A 21,097-nucleotide genomic window follows, 5' to 3' on the forward strand; every position below is an offset into this window, starting at 1 on the left:
ACTTTTCTATTTTAACACAACTGGGCAATTAGACGGTAATAATTACAGCGGGAAACTTTTTGGGAAAACTCTTTAAAAACAAAATACGTTTAAGGATTCCCTTTCTTTCGCTATAATAGCAGAAAGCGGACATTTCCGCCTATTATACGTGAAAAAGAAAGTTGTTGATGAAATATGAAACACTATGACGTGATTGTGATCGGCGGCGGCCCGTCCGGTTTAATGGCTGCGATTGCCGCAGGCGAAGAAGGGGCGGACGTATTATTAATCGATAAAGGAAACAAGCTGGGACGGAAGCTGGCGATTTCCGGCGGCGGGCGCTGCAACGTGACCAATCGCCTCCCCGTTGAAGAAATCATCAAACACATCCCCGGCAACGGCCGCTTTTTATACAGCGCGTTTTCCGAATTTAATAATGAAGATATCATCGCCTTTTTTGAAAAACTCGGCATTCAGCTGAAAGAAGAAGACCACGGGCGCATGTTCCCGGTGACGGACAAAGCGCAAAGCGTTGTCGATGCGCTTTTGAACCGATTAAAACAACTGAATGTCACCATCCGCACAAATGAAAAAATCAAAGAGGTGCGGTACGAGAACGGCAGGACAGCGGGCATTACGACAAACAATGACGAACACATTAACGCAGACGCCGTCATTATCGCGGTCGGCGGAAAATCAGTCCCGCATACCGGCAGCACCGGAGACGGCTATGCATGGGCGGAAGCGGCCGGTCATACCGTGACCGAACTCTTTCCGACGGAAGTGCCGGTTACGTCGTCAGAACCGTTTATTAAACAAAAAACACTTCAGGGGCTGTCCCTTAGAAACGCGGCCGTCAGCGTCCTGAATAAAAAAGGCAAACCAATCGTCACACACGTGATGGACATGCTGTTTACCCATTTCGGCTTGTCAGGCCCCGCCATTCTCCGCTGCAGCCAGTTTGTCGTCAAAGAACTGAAAAAGCAGCCAGAGGTCAAACTCCGCATCGATCTGTTTCCCGGCATCAACGAGGAAGAGTTATTTCAAAAGATGCACAAGGAACTGAAAGACGCACCGAAAAAAGCGCTCAAAAACGCGCTGAAGCCGTGGATGCAGGAACGGTACCTGCTTTTTCTTCTGGAACGGAACGGTCTTGATCCGCAGACAAGCTTTACGGAACTGCCGAAGGATCAATTCAGGGCTTTTGTCAAAGACTGCAAACAATTTACGGTTGCCGCTGACGGAACGCTTTCTTTGGACAAAGCATTTGTCACAGGCGGAGGTGTTTCCGTAAAAGAGATTGAGCCGAAACAAATGGCGTCAAAAAAAATGGAAGGCTTATATTTTTGCGGAGAAATACTCGATATTCACGGCTATACCGGGGGCTACAATATCACTTCAGCCTTTGTCACGGGGCGTCTCGCCGGTTTGAATGCAGGACGTTTCTCACGCTCGCTCTAAATGGTTTAAAGCGCACTTACCTGAGCGTCCCCGTTGATAATTGACCAAAAACATGATAGAGTTTTCTGCGTTTTGTTTCACCTGATTGAGGGAATAGGAAGAAAGGATTGATCTGCAATCGTACGACCATACTAAAACAAAATGGCGTATTGAAAAAAATAGTCAGAGGGTGAGAACGTTTGAAGAAGAACATCTCCAGTGTTTTTTGGATTGTGATTGTCATCACAGCCGCTGCGGTTTTATGGGGGGCCATTTCTCCTGACAGCCTGCAGCAAGTCACTGATACGGCACAAAAATTTATTACGGATTCTTTCGGCTGGTATTATCTGCTGGTCGTTTCTATATTTGTCGGTTTCTGTCTCTTTCTCATTGTGAGTCCGATCGGCACAATAAAACTCGGAAAACCCGGGGAAAAACCGGAATTCGGCTTATTATCATGGTTTGCCATGCTTTTCAGCGCGGGCATGGGAATCGGTTTGGTATTTTACGGGGCTGCGGAACCGATCAGCCATTACGCCATCAGCTCTCCCTCAGGTGAAACAGAAACGCCCCAAGCATTTCGTGATGCGCTCCGGTACACATTTTTCCACTGGGGGCTGCACGCTTGGGCCATCTATGCGGTCGTCGCTTTATGTATCGCATATTTTCAATTCAGAAAAGACGCGCCCGGTTTGATCAGCAGCACACTGACACCGCTTTTGGGCGATAAAGTAAACGGGCCGATCGGCAAAGCGATTGACTGTATCGCCGTGTTTGCGACCGTTGTCGGTGTGGCGACAAGCTTAGGGCTCGGAGCGACTCAGATCAACGGCGGTCTGCATTATTTATTCGGCATTCCGAAAACATTTTCCATTCAGCTGATCCTGATCGCTGTCGTAACCGTGTTATTTTTGATTTCTGCGTGGAGCGGAATCGGCAAAGGGATTAAATACTTAAGCAATACCAACATGGCGCTCGCGGCTATTTTAATGATCTTTATGCTCATTGCAGGCCCGACGGTGCTGATTATGAACTCATTTACCGATTCTATCGGCCAATACATACAAAATATCGTGCAGATGAGCTTTCGCTTGTCTCCGAATGATCCCCAAAAGCGCGAATGGATTAACAGCTGGACCATTTTCTATTGGGCCTGGTGGATATCCTGGTCGCCGTTTGTCGGCATTTTTATCGCCCGTGTATCAAGGGGCCGGACGATCCGGGAATTTTTAATCGGAGTACTGGTGACACCTTGTATATTGGCTTTCTTATGGTTTGCGATCTTCGGTGTATCCGCGATGGATCTTCAGCAGAAAGGCGTATTCAATGTCGCGGGAATGTCAACGGATACGATGCTGTTCGGCGCACTCAGCCACTATCCGATGACAATGGTGACATCCGTATTAACGCTTGTTCTGATCGCTGTATTCTTTATTACATCAGCGGATTCAGCGACATTTGTGCTTGGAATGCAAACGTCTTACGGCTCTTTAGACCCGTCAAACCGGGTGAAAATCATCTGGGGCATCATCCAGTCCGCCGTGGCAGCGGTATTATTATATTCCGGCGGTCTGGCCGCACTGCAAAACACGGCCATTCTCGCCGCGGTTCCGTTTTCAGTCGTGATCCTTCTGATGATCGTGTCTCTGTACAAGTCATTAGCGAGCGAGAGAAAAGGAATCAAACAAGCGGAGAAATACCAAAAACCGAGAAGTCCCCGCGTCAAAAAAGCATAATGAACAACGAAGCCCGGCATTTCGTCCGGGCTTCTTTATTTTCGGTATAAAATGAGAGCGGAAAAACAATAAAGCTGCTCACCTTCAGGATCACAGGCCGCCGCTACCGTATATTTAATATCAACGAGCTGTTCATCAGAAATCCCCTTTAAAAATGTATTGACTTCAGTCTGCAGATCCTTTTCATGCTCCTCATCAAAAACAGCTATCTTCAGCACATCACCCTCTCCTTTCTCTATCAATTTATTCCGGTTCAATTGAAATATGATAGAGAAAAACAGATTTTCTTTTTTACTGATTTTTACTAAAAGTATCCAAAAATAGTTGTTGAAAACGCTTACTCTCGTATGATAATATCATTTTAACAATAACCAGGTCATTTCTGTTTAGTAAATATTTAGTAAAAAGGAGATGCGAAATGGTCCGTCTCAAAGATATTGCCTTACAGGCATCTGTATCCAGCGCGACAGTATCGAGAATTTTGAATAAGGATGACTCTTTGGCTGTGACTGATGAAACAAGAGAAAAAGTTCTGAGGATCGCCGATGAGCTGGGCTATCAGCCGTCGGCAAAAAGACGGAAGAACCGCAGCCGCAGCGATTCAGCGCCCCTGATCGGCGTTGTCAGCTGCCTGTCACCGGAAGAAGAACGGCAGGATCCTTATTTTTCGGCGATCCGAAAAGGCATTGAGGAAGAATGCTTTCGACAAAAAGTTTTTATCACATCTTCTATCCATCTCGGTTCTTTTCAAGAGCATATGTTTCACGAACTGGACGGTGTCATCGTCATCGGCAGCCTGCAAGACGAGGCGCTTACGAATATCAGCGCCGCTTTCAGGCACGCGGTATTTGTTAACGGCACTCCCGATCCCGCCCGCTACGATTCCGTCAGCGTGGATTTTTATGCCGCAGCGCAAAAGGCGATAGAACATCTTCTGTCGCTCGGTTATGAGCGGCTCGGTTATATCGGCGGCCGGGAGCGGGAACATACCGTCATAGACGGTGTAAACAGCAATAAAACGATTGAGGATAAGCGTCTGACCGCTTTCTTACAAATGGCCGGCGCCGAGCCGGAGCATGTACTGATCGGCGAATACAGCATGCACGAAGGGTTCCGGCTGATGAATGAAGCCATCAAAGGCGGAAGTCTCCCCGATGCCTTTTTTATCGCAAGTGATTCGATGGCTGTCGGCGCTTTAAAAGCCTTGCAGGAAGCCGGCCTTCAAGTCCCGCGCGATACGGCGGTTGTCAGCTTCAACGGAATTGATGAGGCAGAATACGCCAGCACGCCGTTATCAACGGTAAAAGTATACACGGAAGAGATGGGCCGGACGGGTGTCAAATTGCTTCTCGACCGTTTAAACGGCAGAACCGTCCCGCTGGCCGTGACGCTCCCCACTTCATTGATTGTCAGACAAAGCTGCGGCTCACAAGAAAGGAGGTGACGTGTCCCGCAGCGTTTATATCATATTTAAAGGAGGAAAAGATGAAACGCTTACTGGCTTTGTTTCTTTCTTTTACTTGCATGATCCTTCCCGGCTGCTCGGCAGAACAGAGCGGCGCCGGAGAAAAGCAGAAAACATTGACAGTCTATTCCACCATATCCTCAGACAGCGAACGCGCCGTATTCAGAAAGTTGGCTGATTCATTCCAAAAAGAACATCCGGACATTCAAGTAAACGTTCATTTCCCAGGCAATGACTACGAAAATATGATGAGGGTCAGAATGGCAGCCGGTGACATGCCCGATCTTTTCGACACACACGGCTGGGCCAAAATCCGCTACGGAGAATATACCGCCGACCTCAGCGGCATGTCTTGGACGAAGCGGCTCGATCCGAATTTAAACAGCATGCTCAAAGACGCAAAAGGCAGAATATACGCCTTCCCTCTGAATCAGGCAAAGGACGGACTGGCCTACAACCGCACGCTGTTGAAAAAATACGGAATCAAACCGCCGGAAACAATGGATGATTTTATGAAGGCATTGAGACAGATTAAAGAAAAAAGCGGCGGAACAGTCACCCCCTTCTGGTTTGCCGGCTATGAGAAAAGCTCCTTTGCCCAATATTACGATCAATTCGCCGCACCGCTTCTCATCACAGATCCCGCACACCGTTACAAAAAACAGCTGTTAAACGGAACCTTCCGCTGGACACACTTCACCTATTTATCTGACAAACTGAAAGAGATGCAAAAGGAAAACCTGCTCAATATAGATGCCGTGACGGCAAAACGGTCCCAGCTCATTGAACTGATGGCGCAAAACAAAATCGCCTTTACGCTGCAGGGCGGCACCCTCGGCCAAGACGTCGCTCAAATCAATCCGAAGGTAAAAGTCGGCATCATACCGACCCCGGCCGTCCACAAGAAAGACGCGCCGGTTTGGATCGGAGGCGAACGTTACACGCTGGCGGCATTCAAGGATTCCCCGCGGCTTGAAGAAGCGAAACAGTTTATCGCATTTATGGCCCGCCCCGAGCATGCAAAATCAATTGCCGAAGCGACCTCGCTTCCGGCCGGATTAGTGAATGTGCAAACGGACATTTTCTACGCAAATGACTATAAGCGCTATCAGCATATTAAGGTGCAGCCTTATTTTGACCGCCTTTATTTGCCGAACGGAATGTGGGATGTGATGGGAACAGCCGGGCAGGAACTGATGGCCGATATCTTAACCCCCGCTGAAATTTCAGCGAAACTCGGCAGGGAATATAAGCGGCTCCGGCTTCAATCTGATTCACGGGGAGTTGAAAAAGAATGAGTGATCTTGCAAGAGAAACCCAAGGATTTCAACATCAAAAGCCGGTAAAATCCGCGTCACTGTGGTGGATGTACGTCCCCGCTCTTGCCACGGTTTTTATTTTCATGATTTTTCCGTTTGTCAAAGGTGCTTTTATCACATTTACAAACTGGAACGGCTTCTCACAGACGTATCAATGGGTGGGAGTCACTCAATATAAAAGGCTTTTTACAGATCCGGACACGTGGCTTGTTGTGAAAAACACTTTGCTTTACGGCATCGGAAGCACTTTTTTTCAGAATATGCTCGGACTTTTATATGCGCTTCTTTTGAATAAGAGCTTAAAAATGAAGGCGCTCACAAGAACGATCGTCTACCTGCCCGTCATTATCAGTCCGCTGATAATGGGATACATTTGGTATTTTATTTTCTCATATGACGGGGGTGCGCTGAATGATGTGCTTGCCGCACTGGGAATCGGTCCTGTCAACGCCTTGGCAAGCCCTGCGGCAAACCCGTGGATTATCGTCATGATTAACACGTATCAATACGCAGGCATTGCGATGATTGTATATTTGGCGGGGCTGCAAAGCATTCCGAAAGATTATTACGAAGCCGCAAAAATGGATGGCGCGGGAGGTCTTCAGCCGTTTTTCACCATCACCCTGCCTTTATTGATGCCGGCTGTCACCATCAACATGGTCATCAATATCATCGGCGGGCTGAAGCTGTTTGATGTCATTTTCGCGCTGACCGCAGGCGGGCCGGGCAATTCCTCTCAATCGATGTCGACGTTTATGTATGATTTATATTTTAAACGGCAGGATGCGGGATATGCCGCCGCCCAAGGCGTGTTTATGTCCGTCATTATTCTTGTCATCAGCTTTTCGGCTCTCGTGTATTTCAAGCGAAAGGAGACGGAAATGTCATGAAAACAGCCCGAATGCGGATTTTTACGCTGTTGGCAGCCGTTATCTCGTGCGTTCATATTGTCCCCTTTTATATTTTGCTGACCACGTCATTAAAAGCAAAAGGAGACTACAGTTCAAAATGGTCGCTGCCATCCGCCTTTTCACTTCAGAATTTTCGTGAAGCATGGGAACGTGCCTCTCTCGGGCAATCCTTTCTGAACACGATCATCATTACAGCCGTTTCCGCCGCTTTATTAATTTTCATGGGTTCGCTTGCCGCATACCCGCTTGCAAGAAGAAATACAAAGCTGAACAAAATCGTCTTCGGCCTTTTGATTTCAATCATGATCATCCCGCCTTTGACTTCCATGGTTCCTTTATACAAGATGGTCGCTGATGCGGGGCTGATCAATACGCATGCCGCAGCCATTCTCATAAATACGGCTGCATATATGCCGCTGACCGTTTTCTTATATTCAGGGTTTATCCGCTCTTCCATTCCGAAAGAGCTTGAGGAAGCCGCCAGGATGGACGGCGCGGGATTGATCAGGACTTTTTATACAATCGTGTTTCCTTTGTTGAAACCGATTACCGCAACGGTCTGCATTATTTCCTGCGTGTTTATCTGGAACGATTACCAATTTGCGATTTTCTTTTTACAAGATCAAAAGGTGCAGACATTGACCGTGGCCATGGCGGGATTCTTCGGCGAAAACGCGAACAATCTTCACTTAGTCGCCGCAGCCGCAATTATGGCGATGCTGCCGATGGTCGTTTTGTTTTTGGCGCTTCAAAAATATTTTATCTCAGGGCTGTCCTCCGGGGCGGTCAAAGGCTGAGAAGAAAAGGGAGGAATTTCTGTTGAAGAAAATTACGTTTATCGGAGCGGGGAGCACGATTTTCGCAAAAAATGTACTGGGGGACTGCTTACTGACTGAAGCATTAAACGGGTTTGAATTTGCGCTTTATGATATTGACGCTGTACGGCTGAAAGAATCCCAGCTCATGCTGGAAAACATGAGAGACCGCTACAATACGAGTATATCCATCATCTCCTACGATGACCGAAAACAGGCGCTGAAACACGCCGGCTATGTGATAAACGCCATTCAGGTCGGAGGCTATAAACCCGCGACGGTCATTGACTTTGACATCCCGAAGCGGTACGGTCTCCGCCAGACGATTGCCGATACCGTCGGAATAGGCGGCATTTTCCGTTCCCTTCGCACCATCCCCGTTTTATTTGACATCGCAAAAGACATGGAAGAGGTCTGCCCGGATGCGTGGCTGTTAAACTATACAAATCCGATGGCCTCTCTGACCGGAGCGATGCTCAGACATACAAATGTCAAAACGGTCGGCCTGTGCCACAGCGTCCAGGTATGTACCAAAGATCTGTTTGACTCACTCGGCATGGATCACGAAGGTACGGAAGAACGCATTGCCGGCATCAACCATATGGCTTGGCTTTTGGAGATTAAAAAAGACGGAATTGATTTATATCCTGAAATTAAGAGACGGGCACGCGAAAAACAAAAGACGAAACATAAGGACATGGTGCGGTTTGAGCTGATGGATAAATTCGGCTGCTACGTGACGGAATCATCTGAGCATAATGCCGAATATCACCCGTATTTTATAAAAAGCCGGTATCCGGAGCTGATAGATGAACTCCAAATCCCGCTTGATGAATATCCGAGGAGATGCGCGGAACAAATCAAAAACTGGGAAACGATGAGAGACGGCATCATCAACAACCAAAACCTGACGCACGAACGCTCAAAAGAATACGGTTCGAGAATTATTGAAGCGATGGAGACGGGCAAACCGTTCACATTCGGCGGCAATGTGCTGAATACCGGGCTGATACCGAATCTGCCGGCGAAAGCGGTCGTTGAAGTGCCTTGCACAGCCGTCAAAAACCACATTATGCCGTGCTATTCCGGCGAACTTCCGGAGCAGCTCGCGGCGCTCAACAGAACAAACATTAACACACAGCTTTTAACCATCGAAGCGGCTGTTACATTAAAAAAGGAAGCTGTATATCAGGCGGCCATGCTTGACCCGCATACGAGCGCCGAGCTTTCCATGAATGACATCATATCTTTGTGTGATGACTTATTCGAAGCGCACAAAGACCGGCTTCCGGCTTATCACTGATCATTCGCGATCCGGTCCTGGGCGGGCCGGACGCTTTTATATGTTCAGCACCAGTTTGACCGTCTGTAAATTGTGTCCTTTAAAATCTTCTTCAAATTCACATACCCATTGAAACCCTTTCGCTTGATAAAAGGACAAGGCGATGCGGTTCTCTTTTTCTGCATGGACATAAAGCTTTTTTACCCCGCCGGACTGCCTGATGCATTCTTTAAGGAGTGCCGTGCCTATCCCGTTTCCCTGGCAATCCGGGTCAATATAGATGGCGGTCAGCTCCGCATTTCCGTCTTTTTGAACCGGGGTGGCATTTGCAAAACCGAGCACTCGTCCCTCTTCTTCTGCCACAAAGAACAGAGAATGCAAGAGCCGGCGTTCCATTATCTCATCCTGATAGGCCGATTCGAGAAACTGATCCTGAATGTGTCCGGGAATAATCCCTTCATACGTATGATGCCAGCTGCGTTCTGCGACTTGCCGGACCTGTTTGATATCGTTTGTTTTCATCGCGCGGATCATCGGTTTCACCTGATTCATCTCCCGTTTTTTTATAAAAAAAGAAGAAAAAGACGCACGTCCCTTTTCTTCTTTCACTTCAAAGCGTTATTTCTTCGGCTTTGTTTCGCCTTCCCACTCCAGCATGCCGCCTTCAACATTAACCGTACGGAAGCCCTGCTCATGTAAATACATACAAACGTTCATGCTTCTTTTTCCGGAGCGGCAGATAAATACATATTCCTTGTCCTTGTCTAACGCATCCATCTTCTCAGGGATGTCTCCCATGCGGATGTGAACGGCCTGCGGAATCATTCCTTCGGCAACTTCTTCGTCTTCTCTGACATCAACCAGATACAGCTCTTCTCCCGTTTTTAATTTTTCTTCCAGTGCGGCTGTGCTGATTTCATTTATTTTCAATGTGTGACACTCCCATTCATCTTTATGGTGTTAAGTATACCAAAGCCCGCGGTGCAATTTCTATGATAGAGGCCTGATAAAAAAGCCCCTCTCTGTAGGAGAGGGGCTTCGTCCGGTCAGTTTGCCACGATATTGACAAGCTTGCCCGGTACGGCAATGATTTTTCGGATCGTTTTTCCTTCAAGCTGCTCTTTTACTTTTTCGTCAGCTTGTGCGAGCTGTTCTAACGCTGCTTTATCAGCATCAGCCGGAACCATTAATTTCGCTTTTACTTTTCCGTTCAGCTGGACGACGATTTCAACTTCATCATCCACCAGTTTTGATTCGTCATAAGCAGGCCAAGCCTCGTATGCAATCGAACCTTCGTGGCCGAGTTTTTCCCACAGTTCTTCAGCCAAATGCGGCGCAATAGGAGAAAGCAGCTTCACAAAACCTTCGATATAGTCTTTCGGCAGTTCATTCGCTTTGTAAGCTTCATTAATGAAGACCATCAGCTGAGAAATGCCCGTGTTAAAACGAAGGGCTTCGAAGTTTTCTGTCACTTTCATGACCGTTTCATGATAGACGCGCTCAAGAGTTTCGCCTGCGCCTTCTGTCACTTTGCCCGTCAGCTCGCCGTTTTCCTCGATAAACAAACGCCATACGCGGTCAAGGAAGCGGCGCGCTCCGTCAAGACCTGATTCAGACCAGGCGATAGATGCATCAAGCGGTCCCATAAACATTTCGTACAGGCGGAGCGTATCTGCTCCGTGAGACGCCACAATTTCATCCGGATTGACGACGTTTCCGCGGGATTTACTCATTTTTTCATTATTTTCCCCGAGAATCATTCCTTGGTTATACAGCTTTTGGAACGGTTCTTTCGTCGGCACGACACCGATGTCGTAGAGGAATTTATGCCAGAAACGCGCGTACAGAAGGTGAAGCACGGCATGCTCCGCTCCTCCGATGTAAATATCAACAGGCAGCCATTTATCCAGTTTCTCAGGTGAAGCGAGCTGATCCGGATTTTTCGGGTCGATAAAGCGGAGGAAATACCAGCAGCTTCCCGCCCATTGCGGCATCGTGTTCGTTTCTCTTCTGCCTTTTTTGCCCGTTTCAGGATCAGTGACTTCCACCCACTCTTTAATGTTGGCAAGCGGTGATTCACCTGTTCCGCTCGGTTTGATTTCATCTGTTTTCGGCAGAATCAGCGGCAGCTCTTCCGCCGGAACGGCTGTTGACGTGCCGTCTTCCCAATGAATAACCGGAATCGGCTCGCCCCAATAGCGCTGGCGGCTGAACAGCCAATCACGCAGACGGTATGTCACTTTTTTCTCACCGTTTTTCGTTTCTTCAAGCCAGGCGATCATTTTTTCAATCGCTTCCGCTTTATTCAGTCCGTTCAGAAAGCCGGAATTGACATGCTCTCCGTCTCCCGTGTACGCTTCTTCTTCCGTGTTTCCGCCTTTTACGACTTCTTTGACAGGCAGGCTGAACACTTTGGCGAATTCAAAATCACGTTCGTCATGCGCCGGCACGGCCATTACAGCGCCCGTTCCATAAGAGGCGAGGACATAATCCGCTATCCAGATCGGTAGCTTTTCTCCGTTTGCAGGGTTTACGGCATATGCGCCCGTGAAGACGCCCGTTTTTGTTTTCGCAAGATCCGTCCGTTCCAGGTCACTTTTCGCCTGAACTTCTTTAACATAAGCGTCTACCGCTTCTTTTTGTTCAGGCGTCGTGATGGCCTCCACAAGCTCATGCTCAGGAGCCAGTACGGCATAAGCCGCGCCGAACAGCGTGTCCGGTCTTGTCGTAAACACGGTAAACGTGTCATCAGTGCCGTCGATCGCGAAATGCACGTTTGCGCCTTCTGAGCGTCCGATCCAGTTGCGCTGCATGTCTTTAATGCTTTCCGGCCAGTCAAGTTCTTCTAAATCTTCAAGAAGCCTGTCCGCATAAGCGGTGATTTTCAGCATCCATTGTCTCATCGGGCGGCGTTCAACCGGATGGCCGCCCCGCTCGCTTTTGCCGTCAATGACCTCTTCGTTCGCAAGCACCGTTCCGAGCGCCGGGCACCAGTTGACCGGCACTTCGTCTACGTAAGCGAGCCCTTTTTCGTACAGCTTGGTGAAGATCCACTGCGTCCACTTGTAATAGTCCGGATCAGTCGTATTGATTTCACGATCCCAATCGTAAGAAAATCCGAGTGATTGGATCTGGCGGCGGAAATTATCTATATTTTGTTTTGTGAACTCAGCCGGATCATTCCCCGTGTCAAGCGCGTATTGCTCAGCAGGAAGCCCGAATGCGTCCCATCCCATCGGATGAAGCACGTTGTATCCTTGCATGCGTCTCATGCGCGAAAGGATATCGGTTGCCGTATAGCCTTCCGGATGTCCGACATGAAGGCCGGCTCCTGAAGGATACGGAAACATGTCAAGCGCGTAAAACTTCGGCTTGTCATTCTCTTCACTGACGGCGAACGTTTTATGATCCAACCAGTAATTCTGCCATTTCTTTTCTATTTTTTCGTGCTGAAAACTCAACGTAAAAACCTCCTTCTGATTGAATACGGCGTATGTAGTCCAAGTATTGACGGGATGAGGAAGATTATATTCAGATTATTCTAAAACTAAAAAAAACTCCCTCATCCCAAAAAGGGACGAGAGATTTTTATTTCCCGCGGTACCACCCTCGTTAGCGCGGTTTTAAGCCGCACTCACTTGATACTTTTAACGCAGTTATGCGTCAGCGGTTTTGCCGCTGCAACTCTGAGGCGAGTTCGGAAACAGACTTGATTGACTTGCACCGGCCGTCAACTCTCTGATTGCAAAATCTGCTTCTTACTGCTCCTCTTCACTGTTCTTATCGCTACCGTAATCTTACCTGTATTTTATAGAATTCTGTTCATAAGTGCAAGCAGGTTTGTATACAATGGGAATGTACCCGGAACGGGTCATGAGCGGGGATATTATTTTGATGGAGGATTTTTTTGCTGGTGTGGTTTTGCTTCGGCCGAATCACTGTTTTGTTCTCTGACAAAATCAAAGCTCCTGAGAACAGCTTCTCCGCCGTAGCCTGCGATTATGGATAAGATGACGAGTTGAATTCCTGAATCGGGGTCAGCGGATAAGACAAGTAAGATGGAAGCAGCCATTCCGATAAAACCATCTTCCAAAAAACCGAGATAGATAAACCGCTTTGTCATTCTGGGTTTCTCCAGCCTGCCTCTCTTTTTCACATGACCGAGAACCCCCATGATGCCTCCAATTACACAAGCAATTATTACCTGATGCAGCATCTTCATCACCTTCCTAAAGCCCTTATTTAGTAAAGCGACTTCAGGCCATCCAGCCCCCTTACGAATACGATGATATTCGATATCTACATACCGGCGATTGAGCAGGAAAGTAAAAAGCTTGTTTCTTCCATTATATGTGAACACATGATCGGTAAGCTTGATGCATTAGATTCATTTTTCACCCAGTGACAATGACCTAGTCACTTACTTAGCGATGATGTGCCTTCCCTTTATATATTCAGTGTATATGAGGACAAGCCCGAATGACAAATTGCAAACTTCGGCTGCTTGAATCAGAACATATGTTATGCTACGGTTACTGTAGATTCATTTAAAAAGGGGAGAAACACGGCTGAAAAAGCGCGCAGCTTTACGGCCAAAAGGGGGTTTTACATGGCTGACTCAAATGTATTCGGAAAACTGGAGCAGCTGGAGCTTATCAAAAAGGCGCTTGATCACGCACGCATCGGCGTGGTGATTACAGACCCCTCTCTTGAGGACAATCCCATCATATATACAAATCAGGGATTTATGGATATGACAGGCTACTCTTCCGAAGAGATATTAGGTAAGAACTGCAGATTTCTGCAAAGCAAAGAAACCGACCGTCAACAAGTCGCGAAAATCAGAAAGAGCTTAACCCAGAAAGAAAAGATCACGGTGCGGCTGAAAAACGTCAAAAAAGACGGCACCCCGTTTTGGAATGAACTCAACATTGATCCTCTTTATGTTGAAGACAAGCTCTATTTTGTCGGTTTTCAAAAAGACATTACAGAGCAGAAAGAATACGAAAAGCTCCTTGAGGATTCCCTCACAGAAATCACGACGCTGTCAACACCGATTGTTCCGATCCGAAACGGCATCTCCGCTTTGCCGTTAGTGGGAAACTTAACGGAAGAACGATTTGATTCAATTGTGACAACTTTGACAGACATATTAACCGCATCTAAAGATGATTACTTAATTATAGACTTATCAGGTCTGGCCGAGGTAAACGAACAGACCGCAGACCGGATTTTCAAATTGCACCACCTGCTTAAATTAATCGGCACAGAATTGATTATCACCGGTATCAAGCCTACCCTCGCCATGAGAATGAATCAGCTTGATGCCAGCTTTTCTTCATTAAAGACATATTTAAACGTTAAGGACGCCGTCAACGTGCTTCCGGTCGTATAAACAAAAAAATCCCGCCGAAACAGCGGGATTTTTTTATGTCGTCATCGCACTTGGACGTTTTGTTTATTAACGGTTTTCAGGCGTTTGTCGTACAGCACCGTCGCTGCGATGCTGACAACAAGAAGCACCATCAGGATCAACAGCAGCACGCTCATTCCGTACTGATCAACCAGCACGCCGCCAAGGAGCGGCCCGATCATTCTGCCGCCCGTCGCCGCACTGTTGACGAATCCTTGGTAAAATCCTTCTTTCCCCTTAGGCGCAAGCTGATTGGCAATGGTAGGCACGGCAGGCCAGACAAGCATTTCTCCGACGGTTAAAATCACCATTGCGGTGAGGTACATCGGAAATTGCTTGGCGCTGAGAAGCACGCCGAACGAGACGATAAAAATACAAAAGCCGATGACCATCTGCGTTTTTAACGCACCGGACCATTTTTTCAGAACAGCTCCCATGAGAGGCTGTCCGGCGACAATTAATATTCCGTTTACGGTCCAGAGCACACTGTATAATGAAAGCGGCATACCGATGCTTTGAGTATGTGACGCAACGGTTGTGGACCACTGCGAATAGGCGATCCACCCGAGAACATACCCGCCGCTCAATATGAGAAGCGCCGTAAATTTCGTTCTGCTGCTGACAGGCTCGTAGTCCAGAACAGAAACCTGGCTCGCATTTCCGGTTTTGATATTTCGAAACCCGAAAAATACGATAAGGAAAAACAGCACATACAGCAAAGCATTGGCTAAAAACACGTACGTAAACGAGTACGCCGCAACCATCCCGCCGAGTGCCGAGCCCACGGCGACACCTGCGTTCTGAGCTACATAGATCGCATTAAAAGCTCTCCGCCCGCCTTCTTTCCATACCGCTCCCGCCATGGCATAACTGGCCGGAAACACGATACCGGAACCGAAGCCGACAATGATGAGCAGCCAAATATAAACAGGCCATTGATGAAACAGAACGAGTCCGAGAAGACTTGCCAATGTGATCATAATGCCGAGCATAATGGATTTGAATCCGCCGATTTTATCAAACAAAAATCCGCCGCATAAATTCCCCGCCACACTGGCACCGGAATTCAGCATCAGAACAATCCCCGCAACAGTCAGCGATTTCCCTAAATGATTATGAATATAGATCGTATTCAGCGGCCACAAAAAAGATGCGCCCGTCACATTGATAAACATTCCGATGATTAATATCTTCAAAGCGCGCGGCATACCGATCCCCCTCTCTCTATAAAAAACCCCATGAAAAAACGGAAACCGCAAGCCGCGGCTCCGTATCGAACACGTTATCATAGCACATTCATTCTATCGCCGCGGACGTCTTTTTTCAACATCAGAATCTGAAAAAAATAATGCCGGAATGTTGAAAAAATTACAAATGATTGGATTCGCAAAAACAGGCCGGCCTCACGCTCTTTTCCTCAGCAGCCAAAACGGAATATACAGAATGAAAAAGCTCAATATCACCGCCGCTTCCATTGATAGAAGATACCACGGCCAAGGTCCGAATACGTTCAGAAGCGAAGCGGTCTTCGGTTTTTTCATTAAATATAGGTAATTTGCATTCAGCACACGATCAATAAAAAAGACACACGCCCCGTACAGATTTACGATCAGCACCGATACCCACAGTCCGCGCGCGGACGGCCTGTACCTTTCTGAAGCGGCCATGAATAGGCAGGTAAGAAAAACACAGCCGTGGGAGACGAAAAACACGATGTACCGAAAATGAGGGAAAGAATACGCCCCTAAATCAGGTGTTGCCATCGCCTGTACGGCGCTGCCCAAACCGGCAAAATAGAGGAAGGCGAACAGTTTTTTGCTTTTTGTCATGACCATCAGCATCGCCAAATAGACGGAAAGGTCGCTCAGCTGCAGCGGCAGAGCTGTTTTCAGCGACCAGGCATGATGACAAAGCAGCCATATATGATAGCTGATCTGCGACACGGCAAGGAGAATGAACAGCACATAGCGGAAAACGCGATTCGGCCGGCCGTAGTTGAGCTTTTTCCGGAATACGATCACGCCCGCCCCCAGCAATCCGATGATCAACAGCGTGAAAATGTGTTCCTTGGAAAAAAGATGAAAGGCTCCTGTTTCAGATTTCAATTGAAAATACTTCTGCATAAGGCTCCCCCGCGCGAGAAAATGACGTATGTCTATTCTTTTAAAAATCGCTTTCTTCTATTCATACAAAAAAAGCCTCCGCTTATGCGGAGGCTCCTCAACTTGTTTTACAATGCGGATTGAATGACCTTTTTATAGTATAGCACCGACAGCATGCCGAAGATGGAGTACAGCAGCGTATACAGCGCCATGACGATGATCATCGGCGTCCACACTTCCGTTCCGAATAAAAACCATCCTGACTGAACGGCAAAATAGCTGTGGAACAGCCCGAGAACGAGCGGAATCCCGAAATGATACGCCTGCTTCCGGCGGATGCCTTTCAGCAGATCCCCCGTTGTGAAGCCGAGCTTCCGCAATATCGTGTAATCAGCCTTCTCATCCTCACACTCGCCCATTTGTTTAAAATAAAGGATACAGCCTGAGGTGATCAGAAAGGTTAACCCCAAAAAGCCGACAATAAACATGATCAGCCCCATATTTTTCTTTTGGGTGTCAGCCGTTTCAAATTGTGAAAGCGCGCCGTCAGAATAGTGCTGCGCCTGAAACAGACCATCAGCTTTTTGGATGTCCTCTTCACGTTTGAGTGTAATGCCGAAAAACCGATTTGATTTTCCCTGAATGGACGGGTCGATATCTTTCTCGATCCGGTCAAATACCTGCTGCGTGACGATAACGGTCGGCAGCCCTCCGCTTGTAAATGTATATGACAGGAGGAAGTCGTTCTTCAAGCCCTTATACGCCAGCGGTATTTTATCCGTTTTGCCGTTTATATCAATGGATCCTGACGTTTTCAGGTCGAGAAATCTTTTCATCATATCATTATATCCGGTAAACACGGCTTCTCCGTCAGAAAGCTCCGTCCCTTCTGCGTCTTTCTCGCTTATAATCGGCAGCGCCAAGCTGGACGGGTCTTGTTGAAAGCTTTTCATGTCGCCGTTTATGATGTTCTTCATATTGACACCGGCTTGAATGGTCTTGATTGTTTTCACTTTGTTTTCAATTCCGTTTTTCTTCAATAAAGCGGTAAATGAGTCAGTCTCCTTTTGGTTATCAAACGCAAAGTCCGCGGCGGTATTTTGCTCAGCCGATTTTTCCGCGGAATAGTACGAGATATAGCTTAAAGACAGCAAACCGATTGCCAGCGCCGAAAGAGTCGTAATAATCGTCAGCAGGACGGCGTTTGACTTCATCCGGAACATGATGGATGACAAAGACAGCACTTCACTGACATTCAGATACCCGCCTTTTGATTTCCGGATGAGATTTGCCAGAAAGCTGACCGAACCTTTATAAAACAGATAGGTTCCGATAATGACCGAGCCGAGAATAAACACCATGGCCGAAAACAGTTCATTCATGCTCGTAAAACTGCCTCCGAATAAATCCGCGGACACGGCATAGCCGGCGATAATGGCCGCAATACCGACAACGCCGATCGACATCTGCACCCAAGAAAGCCGTCTTATGCCGCTTTCTGACGATGACGCGGTTTTAAATAAAGACAAAATGCTTTGCCGTTTAATAAATAAGTAATTCATCATCATAATCAGCACGTAAATCGCCCCGAACACAATTAACGTCTGAACGAGCGCCTTGCTTGAAAAAAACAGTGAGACAGAGGCTTTCACACCGACTGTATGAAACAGCATCATCATACATAATTTCGAGAGAGAAAAGCCGGCAAAAATACCGATCCAAATCGATCCGAAATACAAAATGAAATTTTCTGTGCTGAGTATGCGGAAAATGTGCATTTTCGTCATGCCGATTAATCGGAATAAGCCGATTTCCCGGCCGCGCCGTTTAATAAAAATGGTGTTGGCGTATAAAAGAAATACCGACACGATCGCCACAAGCAGTACAGAGGCGGCCCGGATTGCCGCCGCTCCTTTTATGGAGCTTTTCATTTCATCAAGCGCCGGATCGTATTGCATCGTGACAAACGCGAAATAAAGGGCGGCGCTGAACACCAGCGCAAAAACGTAAAGGTAATAGTTTTTCAAATTCTTTTTCAGGTTCTGGAAGATCAAATGATGAATACTCATGCCTGAACCCCGCCCAATACACTTTGCGTTTTCATAATATCCTGAAAAAAGTCCGGTCTGTCCTGGCCGCCTTTATTCAGCTGTGTATACACACGGCCGTCTTTAATGAAAACCACACGTCCGGAATAGCTGGCGGCAACCGGATCATGCGTCACCATCACAATGGTGGCGCGGCGTTTTTGATTCAGACGGCTGAGTTTATTCAGTAAATCCATGGCAGCCTTTGAATCGAGCGCTCCGGTCGGCTCATCAGCAAAAATAATGCCCGGCTCGTGAATAACAGCTCTTGCGGCAGACGTCCGCTGTTTTTGCCCGCCGGAAATTTCACTCGGATACTTATGTCGCAAATCATAGATCCCAAGCTCCTCTGCCGTCTCGGCAAATCGCAGGTCCGCCTCTTTCTTAGACATTTTCGTAATGGATAACGGCAGGAGTATGTTTTCTTTCACGGTCAGGGTGTCCAATAAATTATAATCCTGAAAAATAAAGCCGAGATGCCGTTTTCTGAATTCGGCAAGCTGCTTTTCTTTCATGGATGTAATCTCCGTCTCATTCAGTTTAATGGTGCCCGCGCTCACTTTATCAATGGAGGAAAGCACATTCAAAAGGGTCGTTTTCCCTGATCCCGACGGGCCCATAATGCTGACGAATTCCCCTTTGTGAATCTGAAGATCAATTCCTTTCAGCACCTCTTGTTTATTCAGCTTGTTTCCGTAGCTTTTTTGGATATTGCCTGCTTCTAAAATCATCACGTTCTGATTCTCCTTTTACATTGGTTATCTTTATTTTAAAAACAGAAGCCGTTTTTTTCGTTTGATTAAGCGAACAAAAGAGAAAAGCATGTGACACTTTTGTCACACGCTGAACATGCTGACGGCATCGTTCTGTTTCGGAAACACCAAGGTAAAAACCGTGCCGCTTTCCGGCTCAGAGCGCACGCTGATCTGGATAAGAAGCGGAGCCGCGGCTTTTCGAGCCAAATACAGGCCCATCCCCGTTGACGCGTGATCACGCCTCATTCGCGTCGAGGTAAATCCCTTTTCAAAAATGCGCGGAAGATCTTTGGGCTCGATGCCGATGCCGCGGTCTTCGATATCCACATGCACCCGGCCGTTTTGTTCATAGCTTTTTACGGTAATGTCATCCGCCTCACTGTATTTGACGGCATTGCTTAACAGCTGCCTGATGATGAAGGAAAGCCATTTTCCGTCACTGTGAACGTCTGGTGAATCAAGCTGAATGTCAAACCCGATCCCTTTTTGTATACACCATGATTGCAGATTTTTAATTTCTTTGAAAACGAGCGGTCTGAGCTGAATTCGCTGGAATGATAAATCATTTTCAATAAAGGACAATCGTTTCTGATGAAGCTGCTGGTCCAGGAGATGGTGAATCCGCAGCCATTCATACAGCAAAGGGGCTTTCAGCGGCTGTTCATCAAGGCGCTCGATCATGAGATGCATCGCTGTCAGCGGTGTTTTGACCTCGTGAATCCATGACATCAGATCGTCCTTTTCATGCTCTGACGCCGCCTGAAGGTGAAGTGAGCTTTTTCTTAACTGCTCTGTCTGCCCTTCAATGCTTTCTTCAACGATAGACTCAAACGGACTGTCAGGCGCTTTAAGATAAGACATGTCTAAATTGGCGTCCCACTCTCTTAAGCTTTTATAATAGGCGGTCTCTTTACGATAGCGGAACAAGAGAAATACAAGAAACACAAGAAGAGACAGGTAAACGAAATACAGCACCGAAAAAAACGGAATAGACGGATCAATATATGCCGCAAAAAGAAGCACAGCCTGCTGCAAAAGAAACATCGCGATCCAGCTCTTTCTTTCGAGCAGAAATGATTTAATCATAAAGACCGTCTTCTTCCTTTGCGATGTATCCCTGCCCCACCTTGGTTTCAATCATTTTCCCGATGCCTAATTGATCGAGTTTTTTCCGCAGCCGGTTGACATTCACCGTCAGCGTATTATCACTGACGAAACGCTCATCATTCCATAGGCTTCTGATGAGTTCTTCCCGGCTGACGATTTTATTTTTCTGCTCAGCCAGCAGTTTTAAGATCAGCATTTCGTTTTTGGTCAGCTCGACCGAACCGTTTTTACGGCTGACCGTGTTGGTTTCTGTGTCAATGACCGCCCCGCACCATCTTTTCATCAGCGCCGGTTCTGTGCCGTATTGATGCACACGGCGGAACACCGCCTGTATTTTCGCGATTAACACATCAAAGTGAAAAGGCTTCTGAATAAAATCATCTGCCCCGAGCTGCATCGACATGACCATATCCGCGGGATGATCGCGCGAGGACAAAAAGAGTATCGGCACGTTTGATTGGGAACGTATCATTCTGCACCAATGAAAGCCGTCAAATTTCGGCAGCTGTACATCAATGATCACCAAATCAGGCTTGATTTCGGTAAACTCCCGGATGACCCGGCTGAAATCTTTTATTCCGTGCACCGCAAATGACCAGCCCGTTAATCTCTCTTTCATCTCATGAAACAAAGTGTTATCATCTTCTATTAACAAAATGTGAAACATGGTATCCGCCCTTTTCTGA

The 21,097-nt window shown here is 47.3% G+C and carries 19 protein-coding genes and 1 other annotated feature; of the genes, 8 read left to right on the forward strand and 11 right to left on the reverse strand.

Features of this window, described 5'->3' with window-relative positions:
- Positions 1 to 174: 174 nt before the first annotated feature.
- Together JNUCC22_RS13775 and JNUCC22_RS13780 are read left to right on the forward strand one after the other, a co-directional pair.
- Positions 175 to 1,440, forward strand: coding sequence for a BaiN/RdsA family NAD(P)/FAD-dependent oxidoreductase (locus JNUCC22_RS13775; protein ID WP_007408798.1), 1,266 nt, complete (start codon positions 175 to 177; stop codon positions 1,438 to 1,440).
- Between the two features lie 179 nt (positions 1,441 to 1,619).
- Complete coding sequence (locus tag JNUCC22_RS13780; RefSeq protein WP_216061815.1) at positions 1,620 to 3,155, forward strand: glycine betaine transporter OpuD; 1,536 nt, start codon at positions 1,620 to 1,622, stop codon at positions 3,153 to 3,155.
- A 35-nt stretch (positions 3,156 to 3,190) separates the two neighbouring features.
- Here JNUCC22_RS13780 and JNUCC22_RS13785 read toward each other — a convergent pair whose 3' ends face one another.
- On the reverse strand, positions 3,191 to 3,373 hold the full coding sequence (locus tag JNUCC22_RS13785; protein ID WP_003152309.1) for a sporulation protein Cse60: 183 nt from the start codon (positions 3,371 to 3,373) through the stop codon (positions 3,191 to 3,193).
- Positions 3,374 to 3,573: 200 nt separating this feature from the next.
- Here JNUCC22_RS13785 and JNUCC22_RS13790 point away from each other — a divergent pair, with 200 nt between their 5' ends.
- The 5 genes from JNUCC22_RS13790 to melA are packed head-to-tail and all read left to right on the forward strand — an operon-like array spanning position 3,574 to position 8,968.
- A complete protein-coding gene (locus JNUCC22_RS13790; RefSeq protein ID WP_169510282.1) occupies positions 3,574 to 4,599 on the forward strand; it encodes a LacI family DNA-binding transcriptional regulator in 1,026 nt (341 codons plus the stop codon).
- Between the two features lie 41 nt (positions 4,600 to 4,640).
- Positions 4,641 to 5,918 (forward strand): ABC transporter substrate-binding protein, encoded by a 1,278-nt coding sequence (locus tag JNUCC22_RS13795; RefSeq protein ID WP_216061816.1) that lies wholly within the window; start codon positions 4,641 to 4,643, stop codon positions 5,916 to 5,918.
- On the forward strand, positions 5,915 to 6,829 hold the full coding sequence (locus JNUCC22_RS13800) for a carbohydrate ABC transporter permease (RefSeq protein WP_216061817.1): 915 nt from the start codon (positions 5,915 to 5,917) through the stop codon (positions 6,827 to 6,829). Before JNUCC22_RS13795 ends, JNUCC22_RS13800 begins: the two co-directional genes overlap by 4 nt.
- Positions 6,826 to 7,647 (forward strand): carbohydrate ABC transporter permease, encoded by an 822-nt coding sequence (locus JNUCC22_RS13805; protein WP_149061769.1) that lies wholly within the window; start codon positions 6,826 to 6,828, stop codon positions 7,645 to 7,647. Before JNUCC22_RS13800 ends, JNUCC22_RS13805 begins: the two co-directional genes overlap by 4 nt.
- 22 nt (positions 7,648 to 7,669) lie before the next feature.
- A complete protein-coding gene (melA, locus tag JNUCC22_RS13810; protein WP_216061818.1) occupies positions 7,670 to 8,968 on the forward strand; it encodes an alpha-galactosidase MelA in 1,299 nt (432 codons plus the stop codon).
- Between the two features lie 36 nt (positions 8,969 to 9,004).
- Here the strand turns inward: melA and JNUCC22_RS13815 are convergent, their stop codons facing one another.
- The 4 genes from JNUCC22_RS13815 to JNUCC22_RS13830 form a co-directional block, all read right to left on the reverse strand.
- Complete coding sequence (locus JNUCC22_RS13815) at positions 9,005 to 9,499, reverse strand: GNAT family N-acetyltransferase (RefSeq protein WP_252729703.1); 495 nt, start codon at positions 9,497 to 9,499, stop codon at positions 9,005 to 9,007.
- 66 nt (positions 9,500 to 9,565) lie between these two features.
- The gene (locus JNUCC22_RS13820) at positions 9,566 to 9,877 is read right to left on the reverse strand and encodes a rhodanese-like domain-containing protein (RefSeq protein ID WP_032873586.1); all 312 of its coding nucleotides are present in this window, start codon (positions 9,875 to 9,877) and stop codon (positions 9,566 to 9,568) included.
- Positions 9,878 to 9,993: 116 nt separating this feature from the next.
- Entirely contained in the window at positions 9,994 to 12,408 is a 2,415-nt protein-coding gene (leuS, locus tag JNUCC22_RS13825; RefSeq protein WP_007613214.1) for a leucine--tRNA ligase, read from the reverse strand.
- Positions 12,409 to 12,517: 109 nt separating this feature from the next.
- Positions 12,518 to 12,731 (reverse strand) — a binding site (T-box leader).
- A 102-nt stretch (positions 12,732 to 12,833) separates the two neighbouring features.
- Positions 12,834 to 13,169: a DUF4257 domain-containing protein gene (locus tag JNUCC22_RS13830; protein WP_015418038.1), complete on the reverse strand. Its 336-nt coding sequence runs from the start codon at positions 13,167 to 13,169 to the stop codon at positions 12,834 to 12,836.
- A 387-nt stretch (positions 13,170 to 13,556) separates the two neighbouring features.
- Between JNUCC22_RS13830 and JNUCC22_RS13835 the strand changes: the two genes are divergently transcribed.
- Positions 13,557 to 14,342 carry a YtvA family blue-light photoreceptor gene (locus tag JNUCC22_RS13835; RefSeq protein ID WP_007408808.1) on the forward strand — a complete coding sequence of 262 codons (786 nt, stop codon included), beginning with the start codon at positions 13,557 to 13,559 and terminating at the stop codon, positions 14,340 to 14,342.
- 41 nt (positions 14,343 to 14,383) lie between these two features.
- On the opposite strand, the gene JNUCC22_RS13840 is transcribed toward JNUCC22_RS13835, so the two are convergent.
- The 6 genes from JNUCC22_RS13840 to JNUCC22_RS13865 form a co-directional block, all read right to left on the reverse strand.
- Positions 14,384 to 15,568 carry an MDR family MFS transporter gene (locus JNUCC22_RS13840; protein ID WP_216061820.1) on the reverse strand — a complete coding sequence of 395 codons (1,185 nt, stop codon included), beginning with the start codon at positions 15,566 to 15,568 and terminating at the stop codon, positions 14,384 to 14,386.
- Positions 15,569 to 15,763: 195 nt separating this feature from the next.
- A complete protein-coding gene (locus JNUCC22_RS13845; protein WP_007408810.1) occupies positions 15,764 to 16,483 on the reverse strand; it encodes a YwaF family protein in 720 nt (239 codons plus the stop codon).
- Between the two features lie 107 nt (positions 16,484 to 16,590).
- On the reverse strand, positions 16,591 to 18,531 hold the full coding sequence (locus JNUCC22_RS13850; RefSeq protein WP_216061821.1) for an FtsX-like permease family protein: 1,941 nt from the start codon (positions 18,529 to 18,531) through the stop codon (positions 16,591 to 16,593).
- On the reverse strand, positions 18,528 to 19,283 hold the full coding sequence (locus JNUCC22_RS13855) for an ABC transporter ATP-binding protein (protein ID WP_007408812.1): 756 nt from the start codon (positions 19,281 to 19,283) through the stop codon (positions 18,528 to 18,530). The genes JNUCC22_RS13850 and JNUCC22_RS13855 overlap by 4 nt, the downstream gene beginning before the upstream one ends.
- A gap of 102 nt (positions 19,284 to 19,385) precedes the next feature.
- Positions 19,386 to 20,390, reverse strand: coding sequence for a sensor histidine kinase (locus tag JNUCC22_RS13860; RefSeq protein WP_032868346.1), 1,005 nt, complete (start codon positions 20,388 to 20,390; stop codon positions 19,386 to 19,388).
- Positions 20,383 to 21,078, reverse strand: coding sequence for a response regulator transcription factor (locus tag JNUCC22_RS13865; protein ID WP_014305616.1), 696 nt, complete (start codon positions 21,076 to 21,078; stop codon positions 20,383 to 20,385). The genes JNUCC22_RS13860 and JNUCC22_RS13865 overlap by 8 nt, the downstream gene beginning before the upstream one ends.
- Positions 21,079 to 21,097: the final 19 nt, after the last annotated feature.

Origin of the sequence: Bacillus sp. JNUCC-22 (genome assembly GCF_018861275.1) — a bacterium.
In the GTDB taxonomy this organism is placed as follows: Bacteria; Bacillota; Bacilli; order Bacillales; family Bacillaceae; genus Bacillus; species Bacillus velezensis.

Bases quoted from the DNA above. Each gene is read 5' to 3' on its own strand.
- JNUCC22_RS13845 (WP_007408810.1), bottom strand. From the start codon at position 16,483: ATGCAGAAGTATTTTCAATTGAAATCTGAAACAGGAGCCTTTCATCTT.
- JNUCC22_RS13805 (WP_149061769.1), top strand. From the start codon at position 6,826: ATGAAAACAGCCCGAATGCGGATTTTTACGCTGTTGGCAGCCGTTATC.
- JNUCC22_RS13850 (WP_216061821.1), bottom strand. From the start codon at position 18,531: ATGAGTATTCATCATTTGATCTTCCAGAACCTGAAAAAGAATTTGAAA.
- JNUCC22_RS13835 (WP_007408808.1), top strand. From the start codon at position 13,557: ATGGCTGACTCAAATGTATTCGGAAAACTGGAGCAGCTGGAGCTTATC.
- JNUCC22_RS13815 (WP_252729703.1), bottom strand. From the start codon at position 9,499: ATGAATCAGGTGAAACCGATGATCCGCGCGATGAAAACAAACGATATC.
- JNUCC22_RS13775 (WP_007408798.1), top strand. From the start codon at position 175: ATGAAACACTATGACGTGATTGTGATCGGCGGCGGCCCGTCCGGTTTA.
- JNUCC22_RS13795 (WP_216061816.1), top strand. From the start codon at position 4,641: ATGAAACGCTTACTGGCTTTGTTTCTTTCTTTTACTTGCATGATCCTT.
- JNUCC22_RS13790 (WP_169510282.1), top strand. From the start codon at position 3,574: ATGGTCCGTCTCAAAGATATTGCCTTACAGGCATCTGTATCCAGCGCG.
- JNUCC22_RS13860 (WP_032868346.1), bottom strand. From the start codon at position 20,390: ATGATTAAATCATTTCTGCTCGAAAGAAAGAGCTGGATCGCGATGTTT.
- JNUCC22_RS13830 (WP_015418038.1), bottom strand. From the start codon at position 13,169: ATGAAGATGCTGCATCAGGTAATAATTGCTTGTGTAATTGGAGGCATC.
- JNUCC22_RS13865 (WP_014305616.1), bottom strand. From the start codon at position 21,078: ATGTTTCACATTTTGTTAATAGAAGATGATAACACTTTGTTTCATGAG.
- JNUCC22_RS13840 (WP_216061820.1), bottom strand. From the start codon at position 15,568: ATGCCGCGCGCTTTGAAGATATTAATCATCGGAATGTTTATCAATGTG.
- JNUCC22_RS13800 (WP_216061817.1), top strand. From the start codon at position 5,915: ATGAGTGATCTTGCAAGAGAAACCCAAGGATTTCAACATCAAAAGCCG.